We start from the raw sequence: 19215 nt of genomic DNA, 5'->3' as shown, positions 1-19215 counted from the left end.
AAAAAAATGTAATTCACTCATGAAATATCAAATCCAACTATTCCAGCAAAAACAAGTCCGATCAGTATGGGATGAGGAGCAAGAAGAATGGTATTTCTCAATAATTGACATTATTGCAATCCTGACTGAAAGTGCAAACCCTAGACGATATTGGAGCGACTTGAAAATCAAGTTGCAGAAGGAGGGAAGTCAGTTGTACGAGGATATCGTACAACTGAAAATGGAATCATCAGATGGTAAATTATATAAGACTGATGTAGCAACTGCCGAACAACTCTTCCGTATCATCCAATCCATCCCCTGCCCTAAAGCTGAGCCTTTTAAACTATGGATTGCAGAAGTGGCAGCGCAACGGCTCGACCAAATGCAAGACCCCGAATTATCTATCGACCAAGCAATGGCTGATTATAAACGTTTAGGCTATTCGGACAATTGGATAAATCAGAGGCTGAAAAGTATTGAGATTAGAAAGGACTTGACCGATGAGTGGAAAAAGCATGGACTGAAAGAAGGAATGGAATTTGGGGCACTAACAGATATCATTTATAAAACATGGTCTGACAAAACGGCTAAGGAGTACAAGCAATTCAAAGGACTCAAGAAAGAGAATTTGCGAGATAATATGACCAACAAAGAATTGGTACTAAATATGCTTGCAGAACTATCCACTAAAGAGATTTCGGAATCCACCAATCCCGAAAGTTTCTCAGAACATACCGATGTAGCAAAACGAGGAGGAAATATAGCTAAAGAGGCTCGCTTGAAGTTGGAAGAAGAAACAGGCAAGAAAGTAGTGAGTCCGTTGAATGCAAAAAGTATTCATTCTCTCAAGTCGGACAACAAACAAGACAATCTCGAAGATATCAACTCTCAATAATCACTATTTTTGCACCCCAACATCTGTATCACATTTGTACCATTAAGATATAAACTACTGATATTCATATATGGTTATCTTTGAAGAAGTGAAATAAGAGGCGATTAAGATTGATCACTAAATATAAGAAAAATCCCTGTAAGCTATTTGTTTACAGGGGTTTTTGTGCTTTTTGATAATAACCAATGCCAATTGATCTATTTTAATAAACTACAAAAGCGAGAAGGAATCGGCATCTTTCCAAACTGGAAACTTGTTGCGTAGTTTATCTGATTCTTCTTTGTTAAGGGTGTATGTGCGGGTGGTTTCTTTGTAGGCAGGGATGCGGAGGAGTTTTTCTCCTTTGGGAGAATAGATTACAGAGTCTCCGGAGTGATTGAAGTTGTTTCCGTCTATTCCTACTCTATTAACTCCACAGACGAAGGTCATATTTTCTATTGCGCGGGCAGGTAATAATGTTTTCCATACAGTCGAACGGGTATCGGGCCAGTTCGCTACGTAGATAAGCAGATCGTACGCATTGTCTGTGTTACGACTCCATACGGGGAATCGCAGGTCATAGCATACAAGCAGACGGATATTCCATCCCTTATAGTGTATTATCTCACGACTATTACCGGGGGTATAGAAGTTGTCTTCTTTTCCCATTCGAAAAAGGTGTCGTTTGTCTACCGTATGGCAATCTCCGGTTGGAGTGATGAAGAATCCACGGTTGAAGTACTCGTCGCCAACTTTAGCAATGAAGCTTCCGGCTATGGCAAAATCAAACGCTTTAGCCCATGATTTTAGGGTGCTTATTGTTTTGCCATCCATTGTGTCTGCCAGCGTAGAAACATTCATAGAGAAGCCTGTAGAGAATGTCTCCGGAAGTATCGCTAAGTCCGTTTTACCTTTCAAGCGTTTCAGTTTCTTTGCAAAGTGCAGCAGATTAGCATCCCTGTCTTCCCAGAAGATAGAGGCTTGTAAAATAGAAACGCGTAGAAGTTGCATAACAAAACTGGTGTTATATTTTGACGAAGTTTTTAGGATTTCGTGCAGTTACGTCATTGTAACAGGCACGGATATTGTTTATATCTTCCGTTACGTCTCCGGTAGGGTAGAAGAGACCTTTTGTGCCTATCTCTTTATCGTTATAATCAAAATAAGCTAACAGAATAGGAATCTTGGCGTTTAGGGCGATATAATAAAAACCCTTTTTCCATTCTTCAGATCTTTTGCGTGTTCCTTCCGGAGTAACTGCAAGGTGAAACTGTTTGCGTTTATTGAATTCGTCAACCATTTGGTCTGTTACAGACGTTTTTTTACTCCGATCCACAGGAACTCCGCCTATCCAATTGAAAAATAAATTAAAGGGGAAGAAAAACCATTCTTTCTTAATTAGAAAGCTGGCTTCACGCCCGATCGAAAGATAGAATAGCTTGCCGAGAATAAAATCCCAGTTGCTGGTATGGGGCGCTACACAAACTACACATTTTGGAACGTATTCACCAATTGGTCCTTGTTTCCATCCCATCATCTTCAGCAGCGCCTTGCTTATCGCTTTCTTCATGCTTACTTCGTATCCTGATTAAGCTTTTCTAAATCCAGCCCGATAGCGTTTGCTTCTGTTTCCAGATCAACAAGCAATTTCTTGTAATATTCTTTTACCAAGACTTTATTGTCTTTTGCATCCGGATGGTTTGCACGAGCGATGAAAGAACTCTCCATATCCAGAATTCTACTCATGATCGCTTCAATAGCATCCTTATCAATGTCCTTGACAAACAATGTACATAGCAGTGCGTCAGTAAATAATTCTCCGGCGATGTAACTGATGTTTTTCTTTAAAATTCTTTTCTTTGCCATAATCTTTCAGGTTATATTTATGCAAAACTAAGCATTTGTTATTAATTAAACCTTTTGTGGGGTGCAAAAAACCCCAAATAGCTTATATTTGTAGTTTTACTAAATGATATAAAATATTTATGGATAAAAATACCGGTACGTTTGAGTATCTGTTTGAAAGTAGTTGGGAGGTATGTAATAAAGTTGGTGGTATTTATACCGTTCTTTCTACGAGAGCTCATACAATGCAGGAATTGTTTAATGACAAACTGATTTTTATAGGTCCGGATATCTGGAACTCCGAAAACACAACCGATTTTAAGCAAGACACATCCTTATACAGTGACTGGGTTTCTTATGCGAAAGAGACTGAGAAGTTAAAGCTTAAAGTAGGACGATGGAACATTCCGGGGAGACCTATAGTTGTTCTGGTAGATTTTAAACCGTTCTTAAAAGAGCGGGATGCTATTTTCTATGCTATGTGGGAAGACTTTAAAGTTAACTCTATACAAGCTTACGGAGACTATGATGAGTCCTGCGTTTTTGCTTATGCTACAGGAAAAGTGATCGAAAGCTTTCATCGTTTTTACAAACTGAAAGACAAAAAGGTGGGTGCCATTTTTAATGAATGGATGCTTGGAATGGGGGCTTTATATACTAAAAAGCATTTGCCGGAAGTCTCGACTCTTTTCATCACCCATGCAACTTCTATCGGTCGTTCTATTGCCGGCAACAACAAGCCCTTGTATACTTACATGGAGCAATATTGTGGGGATCAGATGGCTGATGAACTCAATATGCAGGCAAAACATTCCATCGAAAAGCAGGCTGCCCATCATGTAGATTGTTTTATGACGGTAAGCGATCTTACTGCATGGGAGGCTTCTCATTTGTTGGATAAAGCACCGGATGTTGTAACGCCCAATGGCTTTGAGCAGAATTTTGTGCCACAGGGAAAAGAGTACGACCAAAAGAAAACTGCCGCCAGAGATAGATTAAAAAATGTGGCGGAAAAACTTTTAGGACACAGTATTAGCGCTGACGCTTTATTTGTTTCCATAAGTGGAAGATACGAGTATAGAAATAAGGGTATTGATGTTTTTATTGAATCGATGAATCGTTTGAGAAAATCAACTGATTACAACCGGGAAACAGTAGCCTTTATCTTAGTTCCGGCCTGGATGCGTGATGCCAGAGCTGATCTGAAAGAGATTCTTGACAAAGATATTACAACATCTTATCCGTTACAGATGCCATTCCTGACGCATTGGCTGAATAATATGAATGAAGATCGTGCGATAAATCAGATATTGCATTCCGGATTTACCAACAGTCCGGACGATAACGTCAAAATAATCTTTGTTCCTTGCTATCTGGATGGCAAAGATGGAATCTTTAACAAATCATATTACGATATACTGATTGGGATGGATGCAACGGTTTATCCCTCTTACTATGAACCATGGGGATATACGCCGTTAGAGAGTGTAGCCTTTGGAATTCCTACCATTACAACCAACCTGGCCGGTTTCGGACTTTGGGCTAAAAAGCATCTGTCCGGAGAGAAAATTGAGGAAGGTGTTGTTGTTATAAATCGTACAGATGATAATTACGGAGATGTCGCGGATTCAATATGTCAATCTCTACAGGCCTTGTCTTTGAAAAGTTCTGAAGAAAGAAACATGATTAAGACTTCTTGTTTTAATCTGGCGGCACAGGCAGAATGGCGTAAATTTATCACCCACTACTTTGAGGCATTCCGTATTGCCGAAGGAAAAAGCTCAGAAAGAACAATTTAGAATAAAGCCTGAAGTTAGCGTAATAATCTATATCTTTGTGAGAGACGGAAAGAAAAAAATATTTAGATCACTAATAAATTTGAAGTAATGAAGATTAAAGTAAATAATGCGAATAATCCTGTATGGAAGGAAGTGTATGCGCAAGCCCAACTTCCGAAAGAATTAAGCTCGCTTTACGAAATGGCTACTAACCTATGGTGGTCCTGGAACCATGAATGTACAAAACTATTTAAGAAACTCGACGAAAACCTTTGGAAATCTACAGATGGCAATCCTGTTTTACTACTTCAAAAACTGTCCCATCAACGAGTAGAAGAAATCATTTCTGATAAAGCGTTGATGACTGAAATAGAACAGCTCTATGCCCAGTTCAAAGCCTATATAAATGTAAAACCAAATAGTACAAAACCGTCTGTTGCTTATTTCAGTATGGAATATGGATTGACGCATGTGCTTAAAATATATTCAGGTGGTCTTGGTGTACTGGCAGGAGATTACCTGAAAGAAGCAAGTGACAGCAATATTGATCTGACAGCTGTCGGATTCTTATATCGCTATGGCTATTTTACACAAAGCCTTTCAATGGAAGGTCAGCAGATTGCAAATTATGAGGCTCAGAACTTCGGATCACTACCTATAACACCGGTAACTGATAGTTCAGGGGCACATATCCTACTGGAAGTACCGTATCCCGGACGAACAGTTTATGCGTTTATCTGGAAAGTAGCTGTTGGACGTATCTCGCTTTATTTGCTGGATACAGATGTGCCTGAAAACAGCGAATGGGATCGTTCTATTACTCACCAGTTATATGGTGGAGATTGGGAAAATCGAATGAAACAGGAATATCTGTTAGGTATTGGTGGAATACTGATGCTGAATAAATTGAATATTAAGAAACAGGTATATCATTGTAATGAAGGTCATGCGGCATTGATAAACGCACAGCGTCTTGCTGACTATGTACAACATGATAAGTTAAGTTTCCAGGAAGCGCTTGAGGTTGTACGTTCCTCGGCTCTTTATACAGTACATACTCCTGTACCGGCCGGACACGACTATTTTGATGAAGGACTATTCGGACGTTATATGGGAGAATTTCCGGCTAAATTGGGAATCAGTTGGCAGGATTTCATTGATATGGGGCGTGAAAATCCCGGATCAAATGAAAAATTCTCTATGAGTGTATTTGCTTTAAACACTTGTCAGGAAGCAAATGGAGTTAGCTGGTTGCATGGAAAGGTTTCTCAAAAGATGTTTGCGCCGGTATGGAAAGGTTACTTCCCTGATGAATTACATGTAAGTTGGGTTACCAATGGTGTACACATGCCTACATGGGCAGCTTCGGAGTGGAAAGATTTCTTCAAGAAGCACTTTGATCGTAACTTCTTGAACGATCAATCCAACAAGAAAATATGGGAAGCCATTCAGCAAGTTCCCGACAGTGAAATATGGGAAATCAGAAAAACATTGAAGCAGAAGTTGGTTCGTTATATCCGGGAGGAGTTTAAAGATAATTGGCTGAAAAATCAGGGAGACCCATCAAAGGTTGTGTCTGTTTTGGAGCGAATTAATCCGAACGCGTTACTGATCGGTTTCGGACGTCGTTTTGCTACCTATAAACGTGCTCATCTTTTATTCACTGATCTGGATAGATTGGCTAAGATCGTGAATAACGAAAAATGCCCAATTCAATTTATCTTCACCGGTAAGGCTCACCCGGCAGATGGAGGAGGGCAGGGCTTAATCAAACATATTGTTGAGATTTCTCGTCGTCCGGAGTTTCTGGGTAAAATCATCTTCCTTGAAAACTATGATATGCAACTTGCCCGTCGCTTGATATCCGGGGTCGACGTATGGTTGAATACACCTACTCGTCCATTGGAAGCTTCGGGAACATCGGGCGAAAAGGCTGAAATGAACGGTGTTCTGAATTTCTCCGTACTTGATGGTTGGTGGTATGAAGGTTATAAAGAAGGTGCAGGATGGGCTTTGACCGACAAGCGCACGTATGACAATCAGCAATATCAGGATCAGTTGGATGCCGTTACGATCTATTATACATTGGAACACGAAATTATCCCAACCTTCTATGCGAAGAACGAAGAGGGATATTCACCCGAATGGATACAGTATATCAAGAATTCCATGTCTCAGATCGCACCGGATTATACGATGAAACGTATGCTGGACGATTATATTGAGCGTTTCTATAACAAACTGGCTACTCGTTCCACGAGATTAAAGGAAAACCATTTTGCGAAAGCACGTGAAATTGCCGCATGGAAAGAGGAAGTAGCTACCAATTGGGATAGTTTTGAAGTAGAATCGTTTACATGTGATAATGATTTAATTCAGCTTGGACAGACTGTAGGAGAGGAGTATACCTTTAATCTGGTGATCGACCGTAAAGACCTTAAGGGTATGTTGGGGGTTGATATGCTGGTGGCACAAGACAATGCAGACACCCATTCAATGGATATACTGAAAACAGTTGCCTTTGTACTAAAGAAAGAAGAAGGTGCTAAATTATATTATGAATTGAAGTTTACTTCAACAATTCCCGGATTAAAGAAACTCGCGTTCAGAGTATATCCTGTAAACCCGGAATTACCTCATCGTATGGATTTCGCGTATATACGTTGGATTCAGATGTAATACAACAAGCAAAAGTATAACATAAAAAAAGCCGGCATGAGCGTTTAGTCTCAATGCCGGCTTTTTTAGTTATAATCAAAAAACTTAGAAAGTATAAGCTAATCCAAGCGCTACTGTAAACGCGTGAACATCATATTCTCCTTCAAATTTTCGAGGTTGTTGTGTTAAAGTCGCCTTATCGGTGTAAGAACCTGTTCGACCAAATCCGGTCACATAATTAAAGGCGAAATCGATTGAAAATGCTTCAGCCGGACGGAATGAGAATCCTGTAGTGAGTCCCAGTTTGTCCATACTTGGCGTTTCGGGATTCAGAAAATCACTTTTTACCGGTGATTCATCGAAGTAAGCACCTAAGCGAAGATCAAAACGTTCGGTCAATGCATATTGAGCACCTGCTCTGTAAATGATTGTATTCTCGTAATTCTTAGGAGCGGAAATGTTGTATTTGCCTAAATCCTTTTCCGGATAAAACTTCACATTAAGTGATTTATAGGCACCCCAACCAACAAATTGTAACTCTCCCGAAAATAGCCATTTGTCGTTCGGTTTGTATGTTGCTCCAACATTGAAGTTTGAAGGTAAAGGCAACTGAGCATTAAGATAACCCATATCCAGCGGAGGAATTTGCAACCCGGGTATTTGTTTTATCTCAGCTTCATTCGCATATACAATCTTAGCTGTTCCTTCGCCTACCTCCATGTTAACTTTCGAGCGGTAAGAAACACCAACGGTAAGTTGGTCGTTTACATCAAACATGGCACCTACATTAAAGCCAAGTTTTATACCCGCATCACCCGATAGTTCAGCATAAACAGGCGTTATATCTTTGTATTTCTCGGCCAATGGAGCCAACTGGGGAACCATAGCGGCCAAATCAGCCATGTCGCCGGATGAAAAAAGCGCCCGGCTCAATGAGAAATTACCAAACATCACCATCATTCCGGCTCCTATACTCAGGCGATCGAATGGACGATATGATAAGGTAGGCTGGAGGGAAAACGCTTTCAGTGAAATATCCTGCACCAGATGAGCTCCTGCCCAGTTTTTGCCCCAGTTCATAGCGCTGCCATAAGGGGTGTTCAGGCTTATTCCTGCCGAAAGATTATCATAAATCTTAAAGCCGGCATAGGCATACAAGGGGGTGCTTGGGTCGTTGTCGCTATTGAATTTCTTTGCACCGTCAAGCGTAGTGTATGAAGCTTTCGAAAATACGCCGGCAGCACCTACAGACAGATCAATCTGCTTGTCGAGAAATCCGAGACCGGCCGGGTTAAAGTGCATACTTTCAGCTCCCAGTTTCATTGCTGCTCCGACATGTCCCATGCCGGATTGCTTCGTGCTTTGAACATTTACCTGATATCCTTCTGCTGCTGCATAAGACAAAGGAAGCATGGCTAAGCATGCGAAAAGTAAAACTCTCTTCATAAATAATTAAATTAGTTATACGTGTGTGTTTTTCCTCTCGCAGAGACAGAAAAACGGGTCAAAGATAAGATAGTTTTTTATTAAACTGCACACTTTGTCTGAAAATGTGCATAAGGACGAAGCCTCCGGTGAATCGCTTCAGCGGAGGCCTCTTAACACATTATTGAACATTTCTAACTAAACTAATACTATGTATGTAATTATATCTTTTCGGTTTATAAGGGCATATTCCCATGTTTTTTAGGCGGATTACTATGGCTTTTATTCTTCGCCATATCTAATGCCTGTATCAATTTCCGGCGTGTTTGTCTCGGAAGAATGATCTCGTCGATATAACCGGCCTCTGCCGCGCGATAAGGATTGGAGAATTTTTCTTTATATTCCTCCATAGCTTGCTTTTTAGCGGCTTCGTCTGCTTTTCTGTAAAGGATATTTACAGCTCCTTCAGCTCCCATAACCGCGATTTCGGCAGTAGGGTAGGCTAAGTTGATATCGCCACCGGTTTCTTTGCTCGACATAACGATGTAGGCTCCTCCATACGCTTTTCTGGTGATCAGCGTAACCTTTGGAACGGTAGCTTCCGCGTAAGCGTAAACAATTTTAGCACCGTGGCGGATAATTCCGGCATGTTCTTGTCCGCAGCCCGGAAGGAAACCCGGAACGTCTTCAAAGGTTACTAAGGGAATGTTGAAGCAGTCGCAGAAACGAATAAAGCGAGCCGCTTTGTCCGATGCATCAATATCTAATACACCGGCAAGATACGCCGGTTGATTGGCTACGATGCCGACTGACTGACCGGCCATACGGGCAAAGCCTACTACAATGTTTTTAGCAAAGTGAGGCATTACCTCAAAGAAATACTGATCATCTACAACCGGTTCGATTATATCTTTAATATCGTAGGGGATATTCGGATCGGAAGGCACAACTTCGTCCAATGTGTCGACCTCACGGTTGATGTCGTCGTTTACCGGCTTGATAGGCGCGTCTTCCATATTATTTGAAGGCAGGAAGCTAAGCAGTTCGCGGATACTCATTAACGTTTCCTCTTCGGTGTTGCCAAGAAAATGAGCAACTCCACTTTTGCTGTTATGCGTATAAGCACCTCCTAACTCTTCTTTATCTACCTCTTCATGCGTAACTGTTTTAACAACATCCGGACCGGTCACAAACATGTGACTTTTTTCTTTTACCATGAAAATAAAATCGGTTAACGCCGGAGAATAACACGCGCCACCGGCACAAGGCCCAAGGATAGCAGATAGTTGAGGAATCACACCCGAAGCCATTGTGTTCTGATAGAAGATGGAGGCATAGCCGGCAAGACTATCCACCCCTTCCTGAATACGTGCTCCGCCGGAATCATTCAGTGCGATAACCGGAGCTCCGTTTTTCAGTGCCAGAGTCTGTACTTTCACTATTTTAGCCGCATTTGTTTTACTCAGTGTTCCACCGTATGCGGTGAAATCATAGGCGTAAACAAAAACCTGACGTCCGTCTACTTTTCCATAGCCGGAAACAATACCGTCTCCTGCTATCTTCGTTTTTTCCATGCCGAAGTTTGAACAGCGGTGAGTCACGAATTTATCCAACTCTACAAACGTGCCTTTGTCTAAAAGCATTGCTATACGCTCACGGGCCGACATGCGTCCGGCGTCATGTATCTTTTGCAGTTTGTCGGCTCCACCACCCAATTCGGCCGTTTTATCTAATTCCTGAAATCTATTATATTGTTGTTCCTTCTCCATTGTTTCCTTCAGTTAAAATGTCTAAAGCGATAAGCACCTGGTTTGCGTTTACGGCATCCCCTTCTTGTACTAAGATATCTTTAATTAAACAATCCGCGTTTACTTTGTAGTTACTCTGCATTTTCATTGCTTCAATAACAACAGCCGTATCACCCGCATTCAGCCGATCTCCCACTTTTACCGGAATCTTGACTACTTTACCCGGCATTGGAGAAGCTATATTGTCGTTTTGTTTCTCCTTATTACTCTTTTTCATGCGCAGGTATTTAGCTTGTGTGTCTACAATATCAACCGTGTATGACGAAAAGTGCATATTCACTTTGTAGTTTTTGCCTCCGTTAGAACGGGTCAGTCCGGCATTGTACGATTTACCGTCATGCAAAATCGAGCAAGCACCATTCTCGGTCATTACAACATCAACATCATACAAAACCCCGTCAATAGCTATACTTACACTATTGCCCTCTTTGTTTACAAGCGAAACATCCGCAATTCTATCTCCTATATGAATTTCCATCTTGTTTTCGTTAGATTCTTAATACGCCTTTTTGCAATCCGAATTCCCTCCAGCGACTGATCGGACGATTATCCTGCGAGTTCTCATTGGTGTTTTCTTCCAGATTTACCAGATAATCAATATAAGAAGCGATCAACGCGATATTTTCGATTTCCTCATTGTCTTTGTTTACCTCCGGGTTTAACAGTTTATTGTTGTTTGCGATAAAGGCGGTTGTATAGTCGCCGTTAACGAAATCAGGCACATCCATGATGCGGCGCAAATAACTGATGTTCGTTTTGAGTCCCGCTATTTTGTACTCATACAAAACCCGTCTCATTCGCTCTATGGCATACTTGCGATTCGTGGCCCATACAATCAGTTTCCCAATCATCGGGTCGTAATAAATAGGTATTTCATACCCTTCATACACGTTGCTGTCCATACGAACGCCAATTCCGGTTGGTTCGATAAGTTGGCGGATAACACCGGGCGAAGGCATAAAATTGTTTTCCGTATCTTCCGCGCAGATACGGCATTCTATCGCATGTCCGCGTTGAGAAATCTCGCTTTGCTTGAAACGTAGCGGTTCGCCGTTGGCTACATGAATCTGCTCCTTCACCAGATCAATACCCAACACCTCTTCAGTGATAGGATGTTCAACCTGCAAACGGGTATTCATTTCGAGGAAGTAGAAGTTCCGGTTTTTATCAACAAGAAATTCAATGGTGCCTGCTCCTATATAATTAACCGACTTGGCAGCGGCAACCGCTTTCTCGCCCATTTCACGCCTTAGTTCCGGTGTAATGAATGGCGAGGGACTTTCTTCTACTATCTTTTGGTTGCGGCGTTGAATAGAACATTCACGCTCACAAAGGTGGATCACGTTACCGTGTTTGTCTCCCAATATCTGGAATTCGATGTGATGCGGACCTTCCACAAATTTCTCCAAATAGACCGTATCGTCACCGAAAGAAGAAAAAGCTTCAGAACGAGCAGTCTCGAAGGCCTCATCTACTTCGCTTTCATTATTAATAAGTCGCATTCCTTTTCCGCCACCGCCCATAGACGCTTTCAGCATAACCGGAAATCCAATCTCTTTACATAAGCGATGCACTTCCGCAAGGTCGGAAATACTGTCTTGTGTACCCGGCACTACCGGCACACCTGCCGAAATCATTTGCTTGCGGGCCATAATCTTATCACCCATCGCAATCATCGTTTCGGCGGTTGGCCCAATAAAAATGATACCTTCCTTTTCGCAACGGCGTACAAATTCATCATTTTCTGAAAGAAAGCCATATCCGGGGTGAATCGCGTCGGCCCCATGTTTTTTGGCTGCCCGGATCACCGCTTCAATGTTCAGGTAACTCTCAATAGACGAAGCCGGACCGATGCAAGACGCTTCATCAGCATAAAGCACATGCTTTGAAGTGCGGTCTGCTTCCGAAAACACAGCTACTGTCAGTATTTCCATTTCCCGGCACGAACGCATAATTCGCAAGGCGATTTCGCCTCTGTTGGCTACCAATACTTTTTTAATCATAATTCATTCAATTAAATTTCTGGTATTCTATTGCAGATCCTCAATGACCGCACAATAGATTTCCGGACAACATAACGTTATCATATACCCAAACAAACAAAAGAAGACCCTTGTTCGTGGCTCCCTTCATTTTTTTTCATTTTATAAATCAACTTAACTAACAAACGTGACCTTCATCCCATACTCCTCGAGGATGTAAATCATTATTACGAATGGCAGGTCTTCTGACTGGCTCTTGCTTCAACGCCTTCCCGGATAACCAGTGGCAATGGTTTATGTTGAAGCTGTTCGCAGAGCATCACAGCAGCGGGTCTGTTCAGGATTCTCACCTGATTCCCTTTTTAATCTTCTTATCCCTGAACAAGGATAGAAGAACCAATTCAGGAGCAAATATAGAAAAAATAAAAATCATGCACCCTCAAGCAGCACATTTTTTCAAGAAAAAACCAGTAGCAAACAACCTGTTTTGAGCCCGTTTGTATAACGCTGATAATCAGCCTCTTTAAAAGCCCGAAAAACATAAAGGTTATTTTTGAAAAAATAAAGGATATCTTTCAAAAAATAAAGGATATCTTTTTAAAGATATAGTAATGTCTTTTTACAGCCCTTTTTTTTAGCCCTTTTTCCCACAAAACCAACATCACTTTTTAAACAAAAAACGCACCCGGTCGCCTTTGTCATTCCGACTTCCCTCCCTCTTTGTCATGTTGAGCTTGTCGAAACATCTCATACCATCAGACTATTATTTAACGAAGCTCCATGCAGAGATCTCTCCACTTCGGTCGAGATGACAAATAGGGAGATTTGGTTGACAGGGAGATTTGGTCGGTGTTCGTAGGGGCGAAAAATCTTTCGCCCTTATCCACAATCCATCTAATAATCATTTGAATACCACTGTCATCCTGAGCCTGTCGAAGGATCTCATCCCATCTGATTGTCGTCTGATTACGCTATATGCAGAGATCTCTCAATTTTTTTCATTGATTCTTGCCGGAATAACGGAAAAACTCTATTATTGCAGACCGCTATTTTACGATAACGGTTGTATACTATGAAATAGGGTAATGGTGGTTGGGTATCTTTATTCTATGTGTCGCGATTATCAGAATGGAATAACACAATATCACCGATAATTTTGGAAATATGTGCCGGGATTTTTGAAGATGTTTATATGTTTTTATCACAAACAATTCACTTATGAAATACATTATGCGTACATTATTTATATTTGTAATTGTGTCTATATACAATCCATGCACATTCTCACAATCATCATTTGATGATAAATTGTATAAAGAATGTGCGAAAGAGATATTCCTCCAAGGGATCGATCAATATAATGAAGGTATTAACAGGTCTAATAAATATTCAAGAGATAAACATTTTTCAGGAAAACTTCAACTTGCAGACACTGCAGGTATTAAATTTTGCATGCCAATCCTAACTCTTAAATATTTGTCGAATAATATTAATGAGGACGATTTACTTTTGATTGATTTGATAGATTATAATTATGATCCTTATTCTCAAATAGCATTTATAGAAAGAAATAATTATATAAATTTTATCTATATTGTTAAAGGTATTTCTCTAGGATGGCAGAAAAAAATGATGGATAATTTAGATGATGAGGATTTTGAAGACTATCGGATACCTCCAGGCTATAGTGATTCTACTCTTTCAGTCTCTTCTACGTTACAATTAGAAACTTCCAAGCAAAAATTCAATTACTCTCATTTTAAAACCTATTTACAAGGTCAGGCTAATATGGAAGTGTTTTTTATCTATCCAATGAAGGAATTATGGGCTTTAAATAATGGTAAATTGAAGAAATTATCATTCTCAAAAAAAGGAATTGTTGAAGAAGATGGCGAAGCGTATTTCTCGAAATTATTAAAGGAACATGGAGTAGAAAGGCTCAGAGATGTGATTGGAGGGGGGGAATGGGAAAAAGTTATTTATAAATAAGAAATCCCGACTCCATCAGTGTAGATTACAAAGTTTTCTACAATGACGAAAGAAGGAACTTATCCCATGTGATTCCTATCTGTCCTTTTACCGTTTAACGAAGCTATATGCAGAGATCTCTCCACTTCGGTCGAGATGACAAATAGGGAGATTTGGTTGACAGGGAGAGTTGGTCGGTGTTCGTAGGGGCGAAAAATCTTTCGCCCTTATCCACAAATCCATCTAATAATCATTTGAATACCACTGTCATCCTGAGCTTGTCGAAGGATCTCATCCCGTCTGATTACGATCGATTTACGCTATATGCGGAGATCTCTCCACTTCGGTCGAGATGACAGGGAGGGAGGTCGAGATGACAGGGAGGGGAGTCGGGATGACAAAGAAAGAGGGGCTGACAAAGAAAGACAAGATCAATATAACAGAAAAGGAGAAAATGGACGTAGGATTAATTTAATAGAATAATGATGCATTTACTGTTGTTTTACAATAAAAATAGTAAATTGCAACTGTTTTTTTGCAAATCTCTTGTTGTGGAAGAATCGGAACGGGTCAAAAATTTAAACCGATCTATCCGGGTTTACTTGCTGCGATAAAAGGGCATAATTTTTGTACAGGAAAATAGGTTGAAGTGGGTAGAGGCATTTTGGGGTTAATAATACGGCAATAAAAACCGTATCCGGAAAAGAAACCGGTTCAGGAAAAACTCTTTTCTTATTGATATACCGAACCCTTGTTATTTAAAAAACTATGAATAAAATATATTGGAAAGATTATTGGGCAGACAAAACCGATGGACAACATCGCCGACAAGATGAAGACTTCATGGAAAATGAAGCAAAGGAAAAACTTTTTCTTCTTGAAGGAGGAAAGTCTATTTTGGACTTTGGTTGTGGTGCGGCAGAGCTGTTGACCTATTATAGTAGGGTTTATGATTTTAATGTAGGAGCAGACTTCTCTGCCTCTATGTTGAAAAGTGCAGCAATACGATTAGAGCAATTTAATTCTATTGATAAAGTCCGACTTCTGCATGCGGATGACTCACAGGTATGGCGGCAAATCGAAAAAGATTTAGGGGAAGTTTATAAATTCGATCGCATAACGGCAGGTCAGGTAATTCAGTATCTTGATAAGAAACAAATTGAAATGTTTATTTGTAATGCTCTTCCTCACTTAGCCGCCAATGGACGTTTGTGTTTTTTTGATGTTGTTGATTCCAGAACGTACGAACTATGGCGGTCCAAACTATTCAAAAGTCCGAATTTTAACATGAGTGTTTTGTTCAGATTGATAGTAGGGCGCTTACGTGCGTTAGGCAAAACAATAAAGGGTACTACCGTATCTGAAATGGGATATATGTATCCACCATTCTTTTTTGAATCGCTTGCAAATAAATATGGTTTGAAACTACATGTTGTTAATTCAATGTATTATGAATATAGATATCATGTTATTCTTAGTTATTGACCATTACTTTGTAAGGAGTTGTATATATTGTCGTTTCCGGAGTCAATTTACACATTGAAACGCTGAATAGATCTCTGTCACAGATTCAATGGGGCATAAAAACGTTTTTCTCAAAAATCATATTCCTGCTTTTATTTTTGGTGCGGTAAATTTTCATCCGTAAATTGGCATTGGTTTTCTACCGGGTATGTCCGATATATTTATTCAATAATTCTGCATACCTTTGTAAGAAGTAAGTCCGTTCGTTTATTGGGGGCTTATTAATAATGATACGTTTATATGGCAAAAAAGAATAGTACGACAAAGCAAGGTAATGGTAGTTCGGGGGAAGGGAAGATAAATTCTATTAAACTGTTTTTTACAAACGAACGTACTCGTTTTGTGACAGGACTGATTATAATGATTTTTACACTGTATCTTGCTCTTGCTCTTATCTCATTTTTCTTTACAGGGGGTGCGGATCAAAGTAAAATAGAGCATGTTCCGGTGGGTGATTTATTGGCAAATCGTGGTTCGGTGGCAAACTGGACCGGCGTGAGAGGCGCGTATATCTCCGACTTGTTAATGAATCGTTGGTTTGGTATTTCCTCTTTCATGATTTTATACTTTTTTGCATCCTGGGGAGCCAAATTGATGAGCCTTAAACGGGTGGTGTTGTTCAGGCGTTTCTTGTTTTCTGCTGTGATGCTTGTTTGGGGCTCTGTTTTTTGCGCGTTTTTCTTTATCAAAGGATATGAAGATTCTTTCCTTTATTTGGGAGGGCAGCACGGGTATTATATTTCGGAAGTGCTGATTAATAATATAGGTATACCGGGTACTTTGTTGTTGCTTGTGGGTTCTTTTCTGATTATTTCCATTTTTGTGTCTAAAAAAACAATTCCATTCTTGCAGAAAGTCTTTACGTTTGGTTGGTTGAGGCGCTTTAAAAAAGGAGATAAACAAACGGATACAGATGACGATCTTGATGAAAATGATGCGGATGAACGTGTGTTTGATACGGAAAAAGAATTGGAGAAAGCGGAAAATGAAAAACTGAAATATGTCAAGAAACCGGGTACAACAATTAATATACCCGAAGATGAAGATAGTATTTTTGAAGTAACAGTTCCGGGCGAAGAGGATACTTACCTGCCATCTGAACCGGAAAAAACAAAACCGGAGGGAGAGAAAGAAGGCGAAAAGGCTGATGCGAACGATCCTGAATTTACGGTAGAGGTTCCGGTGGGCGACGAAGAGCCTTTTGATGCTTCTGAAATGGGTGAGTATGATCCGAAATTGGATTTGTCTTCATTCCGTAATCCAACGATCGACCTGTTGAAGAAGTATGATACAGGTGATCGTCAGGTGGATATGGAAGAACAGATCGAAAATCAGAAAAAGATTAAGCAAACACTCGAAAATTTCGGTATCAGTATTGCTTCTATTAAAGCTACTGTTGGACCGACCATCACACTGTATGAAGTAATTCCGGATGTGGGGGTTCGTATCGCTAAGATCCGTAACCTGGAAGATGATATAGCACTAAGCTTGTCTGCTCTTGGTATTCGTATTATTGCCCCTATGCCGGGTAAAGGTACAATCGGTATTGAGGTGCCGAACAAAGATCCTCAGATTGTTTCGATGCAGTCGGTAATTGGTTCGCGTAAGTTTCAGGAAAGTAAATACGACCTTCCTGTAGCTTTAGGAAAAACGATTACGAATGAAATATTTATGTTCGATCTTTGCAAGATGCCGCACTTATTAGTTGCCGGAGCAACCGGACAGGGTAAGTCGGTAGGTTTGAATGCGGTCATAACTTCCTTATTATATAAGAAACATCCTTCGGAACTGAAGTTCGTATTGGTTGACCCGAAAATGGTTGAGTTCAGTATTTATTCTTCTATCGAGAAACATTATCTTGCCATGCTGCCGGATGCGGATAAGCCGATCATTACTGACTTTACGAAAGTGATTCAAACGCTGAATTCATTGTGTAAGGAGATGGACGACAGGTATGACCTGCTGATGAAAGCGCATACGAGAAATATTAAAGAGTATAACGATAAATTCATCAACCGTCGCCTGAATCCACAAAAAGGACATAAGTTTATGCCTTATATCGTAGTGATTATTGACGAGTTTGGTGATTTGATTATGACTGCCGGTAAAGAAATAGAACTTCCTATTGCCCGTATCGCTCAAAAAGCCCGTGCGGTAGGTATTCACATGATTATCGCGACTCAGCGTCCGTCAACCAATATTATTACGGGTACGATCAAGGCCAACTTCCCTGCGCGCGTGGCGTTCAGAGTTTCGTCTATGATCGACTCACGTACGATTCTGGATTCTCCGGGCGCAAATCAGTTGATTGGACGCGGAGACTTATTGTTCTCGCAGGGTAACGACATGACACGTGTTCAGTGTGCCTTTGTTGATACACCCGAAGTAGAGCAGATATCGAATTATATCGGCAATCAGGTAGGTTATCCTACGGCATTCGCCCTGCCTGAGTATATCGGAGAAAACGATGGCGAGAAAGTTCCGGGGGCGGTTGATTTATCGGATAGGGATCCGTTGTTTGATGAGGCAGCTCGTTTGATTGTAATACAGCAACAGGGATCAACTTCATTGATTCAGCGCAAGTTCGCTATCGGGTATAATCGCGCAGGACGTTTGATGGATCAGCTGGAAGCCGCAGGTATTGTTGGTCCGTTTGAAGGAAGTAAAGCTCGTCAGGTTCTTTTGCAGGACGAATATAGTCTGGAACAATTATTAAACGCATTGAGAGAAAGATGAAAAATATATTATTGTTGATGATGTTATGTGTTTCGGTCGTTGTATCGGCACAAAACGCTACCTCTATTTTAGATAAGGCGGCTAAAGCCTATGACGATGCGAATGGTGTGAAAGCGGAATTCGCGATGCGTATCCGTTCGGACAAGCACCAGACTACCGAAAGTTTTGAAGGCGAGATTCAGATAAAAGGCAATAAATTCAGTTTGAAAACGCCGGATGTTTTGACTTGGTTCGACGGGAAAACACAATGGACATACATGCTTCGTACAGAAGAGGTAAATGTCTCTAATCCGGACGGAGAAGAACTTCAGTATATGAATCCGGCTTTGTTGTTGAAAAATTACAAAAAAGGATTTGATACGAAGTATAAGGGCGAAAGTACCGCGGCAAACGGAAAATCAGCTTATGATGTAACGCTTATTCCACGAAAAAAGGGAAGCGTAACTCAGGTGGATCTGCAGATAGAAAAACTATCTAATTTCCCTGCAGCTTTGACTGTTGTTTCGAAAGACGGAATGACAAGTACCATACGTATTATGAATATCAAAACAGGATTGAACCAATCGGATGATAGTTTTGTTTTCAATGCGTCTGATTTCCCTGAAGCGGAAGTGATAGATCTTAGATAAAAATAA

14 protein-coding genes and 1 riboswitch are annotated in these 19215 nt (G+C 40.6%); of the genes, 7 read left to right on the top strand and 7 right to left on the bottom strand.

From position 1 onward, the window contains the following. Window positions 1-19: 19 nt before the first annotated feature. Window positions 20-877 carry a BRO-N domain-containing protein gene (locus B9Y81_RS02010; protein WP_085535318.1) on the top strand — a complete coding sequence of 286 codons (858 nt, stop codon included), beginning with the start codon at window positions 20-22 and terminating at the stop codon, window positions 875-877. 210 nt (window positions 878-1087) lie between these two features. Here the strand turns inward: B9Y81_RS02010 and B9Y81_RS02005 are convergent, their stop codons facing one another. From B9Y81_RS02005 to B9Y81_RS01995, 3 genes are read right to left on the bottom strand one after another with little or no spacing between them, the layout of a single operon-like run. Then, window positions 1088-1867: an amidohydrolase gene (locus tag B9Y81_RS02005; protein ID WP_085535317.1), complete on the bottom strand. Its 780-nt coding sequence runs from the start codon at window positions 1865-1867 to the stop codon at window positions 1088-1090. A 13-nt stretch (window positions 1868-1880) separates the two neighbouring features. Next, entirely contained in the window at window positions 1881-2426 is a 546-nt protein-coding gene (locus tag B9Y81_RS02000) for a 1-acyl-sn-glycerol-3-phosphate acyltransferase (RefSeq protein ID WP_085535316.1), read from the bottom strand. 2 nt (window positions 2427-2428) lie between these two features. Further along, entirely contained in the window at window positions 2429-2722 is a 294-nt protein-coding gene (locus B9Y81_RS01995; RefSeq protein WP_085535315.1) for a hypothetical protein, read from the bottom strand. 119 nt (window positions 2723-2841) lie between these two features. On the opposite strand from B9Y81_RS01995, the gene B9Y81_RS01990 reads away from it, so the two are divergent. Together B9Y81_RS01990 and glgP are read left to right on the top strand one after the other, a co-directional pair. Continuing rightward, window positions 2842-4500 carry a glycosyltransferase gene (locus B9Y81_RS01990; protein ID WP_085535314.1) on the top strand — a complete coding sequence of 553 codons (1659 nt, stop codon included), beginning with the start codon at window positions 2842-2844 and terminating at the stop codon, window positions 4498-4500. 87 nt (window positions 4501-4587) lie between these two features. Then, complete coding sequence (gene glgP, locus B9Y81_RS01985) at window positions 4588-7158, top strand: alpha-glucan family phosphorylase (protein ID WP_085535313.1); 2571 nt, start codon at window positions 4588-4590, stop codon at window positions 7156-7158. 84 nt (window positions 7159-7242) lie between these two features. Here glgP and B9Y81_RS01980 read toward each other — a convergent pair whose 3' ends face one another. From B9Y81_RS01980 to accC, 4 genes are all read right to left on the bottom strand, one after another. Beyond that, window positions 7243-8583, bottom strand: coding sequence for an OmpP1/FadL family transporter (locus B9Y81_RS01980; protein ID WP_085535312.1), 1341 nt, complete (start codon window positions 8581-8583; stop codon window positions 7243-7245). A gap of 215 nt (window positions 8584-8798) precedes the next feature. Then, window positions 8799-10331 carry an acyl-CoA carboxylase subunit beta gene (locus tag B9Y81_RS01975; RefSeq protein WP_085535311.1) on the bottom strand — a complete coding sequence of 511 codons (1533 nt, stop codon included), beginning with the start codon at window positions 10329-10331 and terminating at the stop codon, window positions 8799-8801. Then, a complete protein-coding gene (locus B9Y81_RS01970) occupies window positions 10309-10848 on the bottom strand; it encodes an acyl-CoA carboxylase biotin carboxyl carrier protein subunit (protein ID WP_085535310.1) in 540 nt (179 codons plus the stop codon). The genes B9Y81_RS01975 and B9Y81_RS01970 overlap by 23 nt, the downstream gene beginning before the upstream one ends. Window positions 10849-10858: 10 nt before the next feature. Next, complete coding sequence (accC, locus tag B9Y81_RS01965) at window positions 10859-12373, bottom strand: acetyl-CoA carboxylase biotin carboxylase subunit (RefSeq protein WP_085535309.1); 1515 nt, start codon at window positions 12371-12373, stop codon at window positions 10859-10861. 197 nt (window positions 12374-12570) lie between these two features. Next, window positions 12571-12769, bottom strand: a riboswitch (cobalamin riboswitch). Between the two features lie 801 nt (window positions 12770-13570). Here accC and B9Y81_RS01960 point away from each other — a divergent pair. The 4 genes from B9Y81_RS01960 to B9Y81_RS01945 all read left to right on the top strand — a co-directional run bounded on the left by B9Y81_RS01960 (window position 13571) and on the right by B9Y81_RS01945 (window position 19209). Continuing rightward, window positions 13571-14341, top strand: a complete 771-nt coding sequence (locus B9Y81_RS01960) for a hypothetical protein (RefSeq protein WP_085535308.1) — start codon at window positions 13571-13573, stop codon at window positions 14339-14341. A gap of 747 nt (window positions 14342-15088) precedes the next feature. Next, complete coding sequence (locus tag B9Y81_RS01955; protein WP_085535307.1) at window positions 15089-15805, top strand: SAM-dependent methyltransferase; 717 nt, start codon at window positions 15089-15091, stop codon at window positions 15803-15805. Window positions 15806-16084: 279 nt separating this feature from the next. Beyond that, on the top strand, window positions 16085-18580 hold the full coding sequence (locus B9Y81_RS01950; RefSeq protein WP_085535306.1) for an FtsK/SpoIIIE family DNA translocase: 2496 nt from the start codon (window positions 16085-16087) through the stop codon (window positions 18578-18580). Further along, window positions 18577-19209 (top strand): outer membrane lipoprotein periplasmic chaperone LolA1, encoded by a 633-nt coding sequence (locus B9Y81_RS01945; protein ID WP_085535305.1) that lies wholly within the window; start codon window positions 18577-18579, stop codon window positions 19207-19209. Before B9Y81_RS01950 ends, B9Y81_RS01945 begins: the two co-directional genes overlap by 4 nt. Window positions 19210-19215 lie beyond the last annotated feature (6 nt).

The sequence above is a fragment of the Massilibacteroides vaginae genome, from assembly GCF_900178525.1.
In the GTDB taxonomy this organism is placed as follows: Bacteria; Bacteroidota; Bacteroidia; order Bacteroidales; family Tannerellaceae; genus Massilibacteroides; species Massilibacteroides vaginae.
The sequence above is the reverse complement of the archived record's forward strand: the minus strand, read 5'-3'. Positions and strand labels throughout refer to the sequence as shown.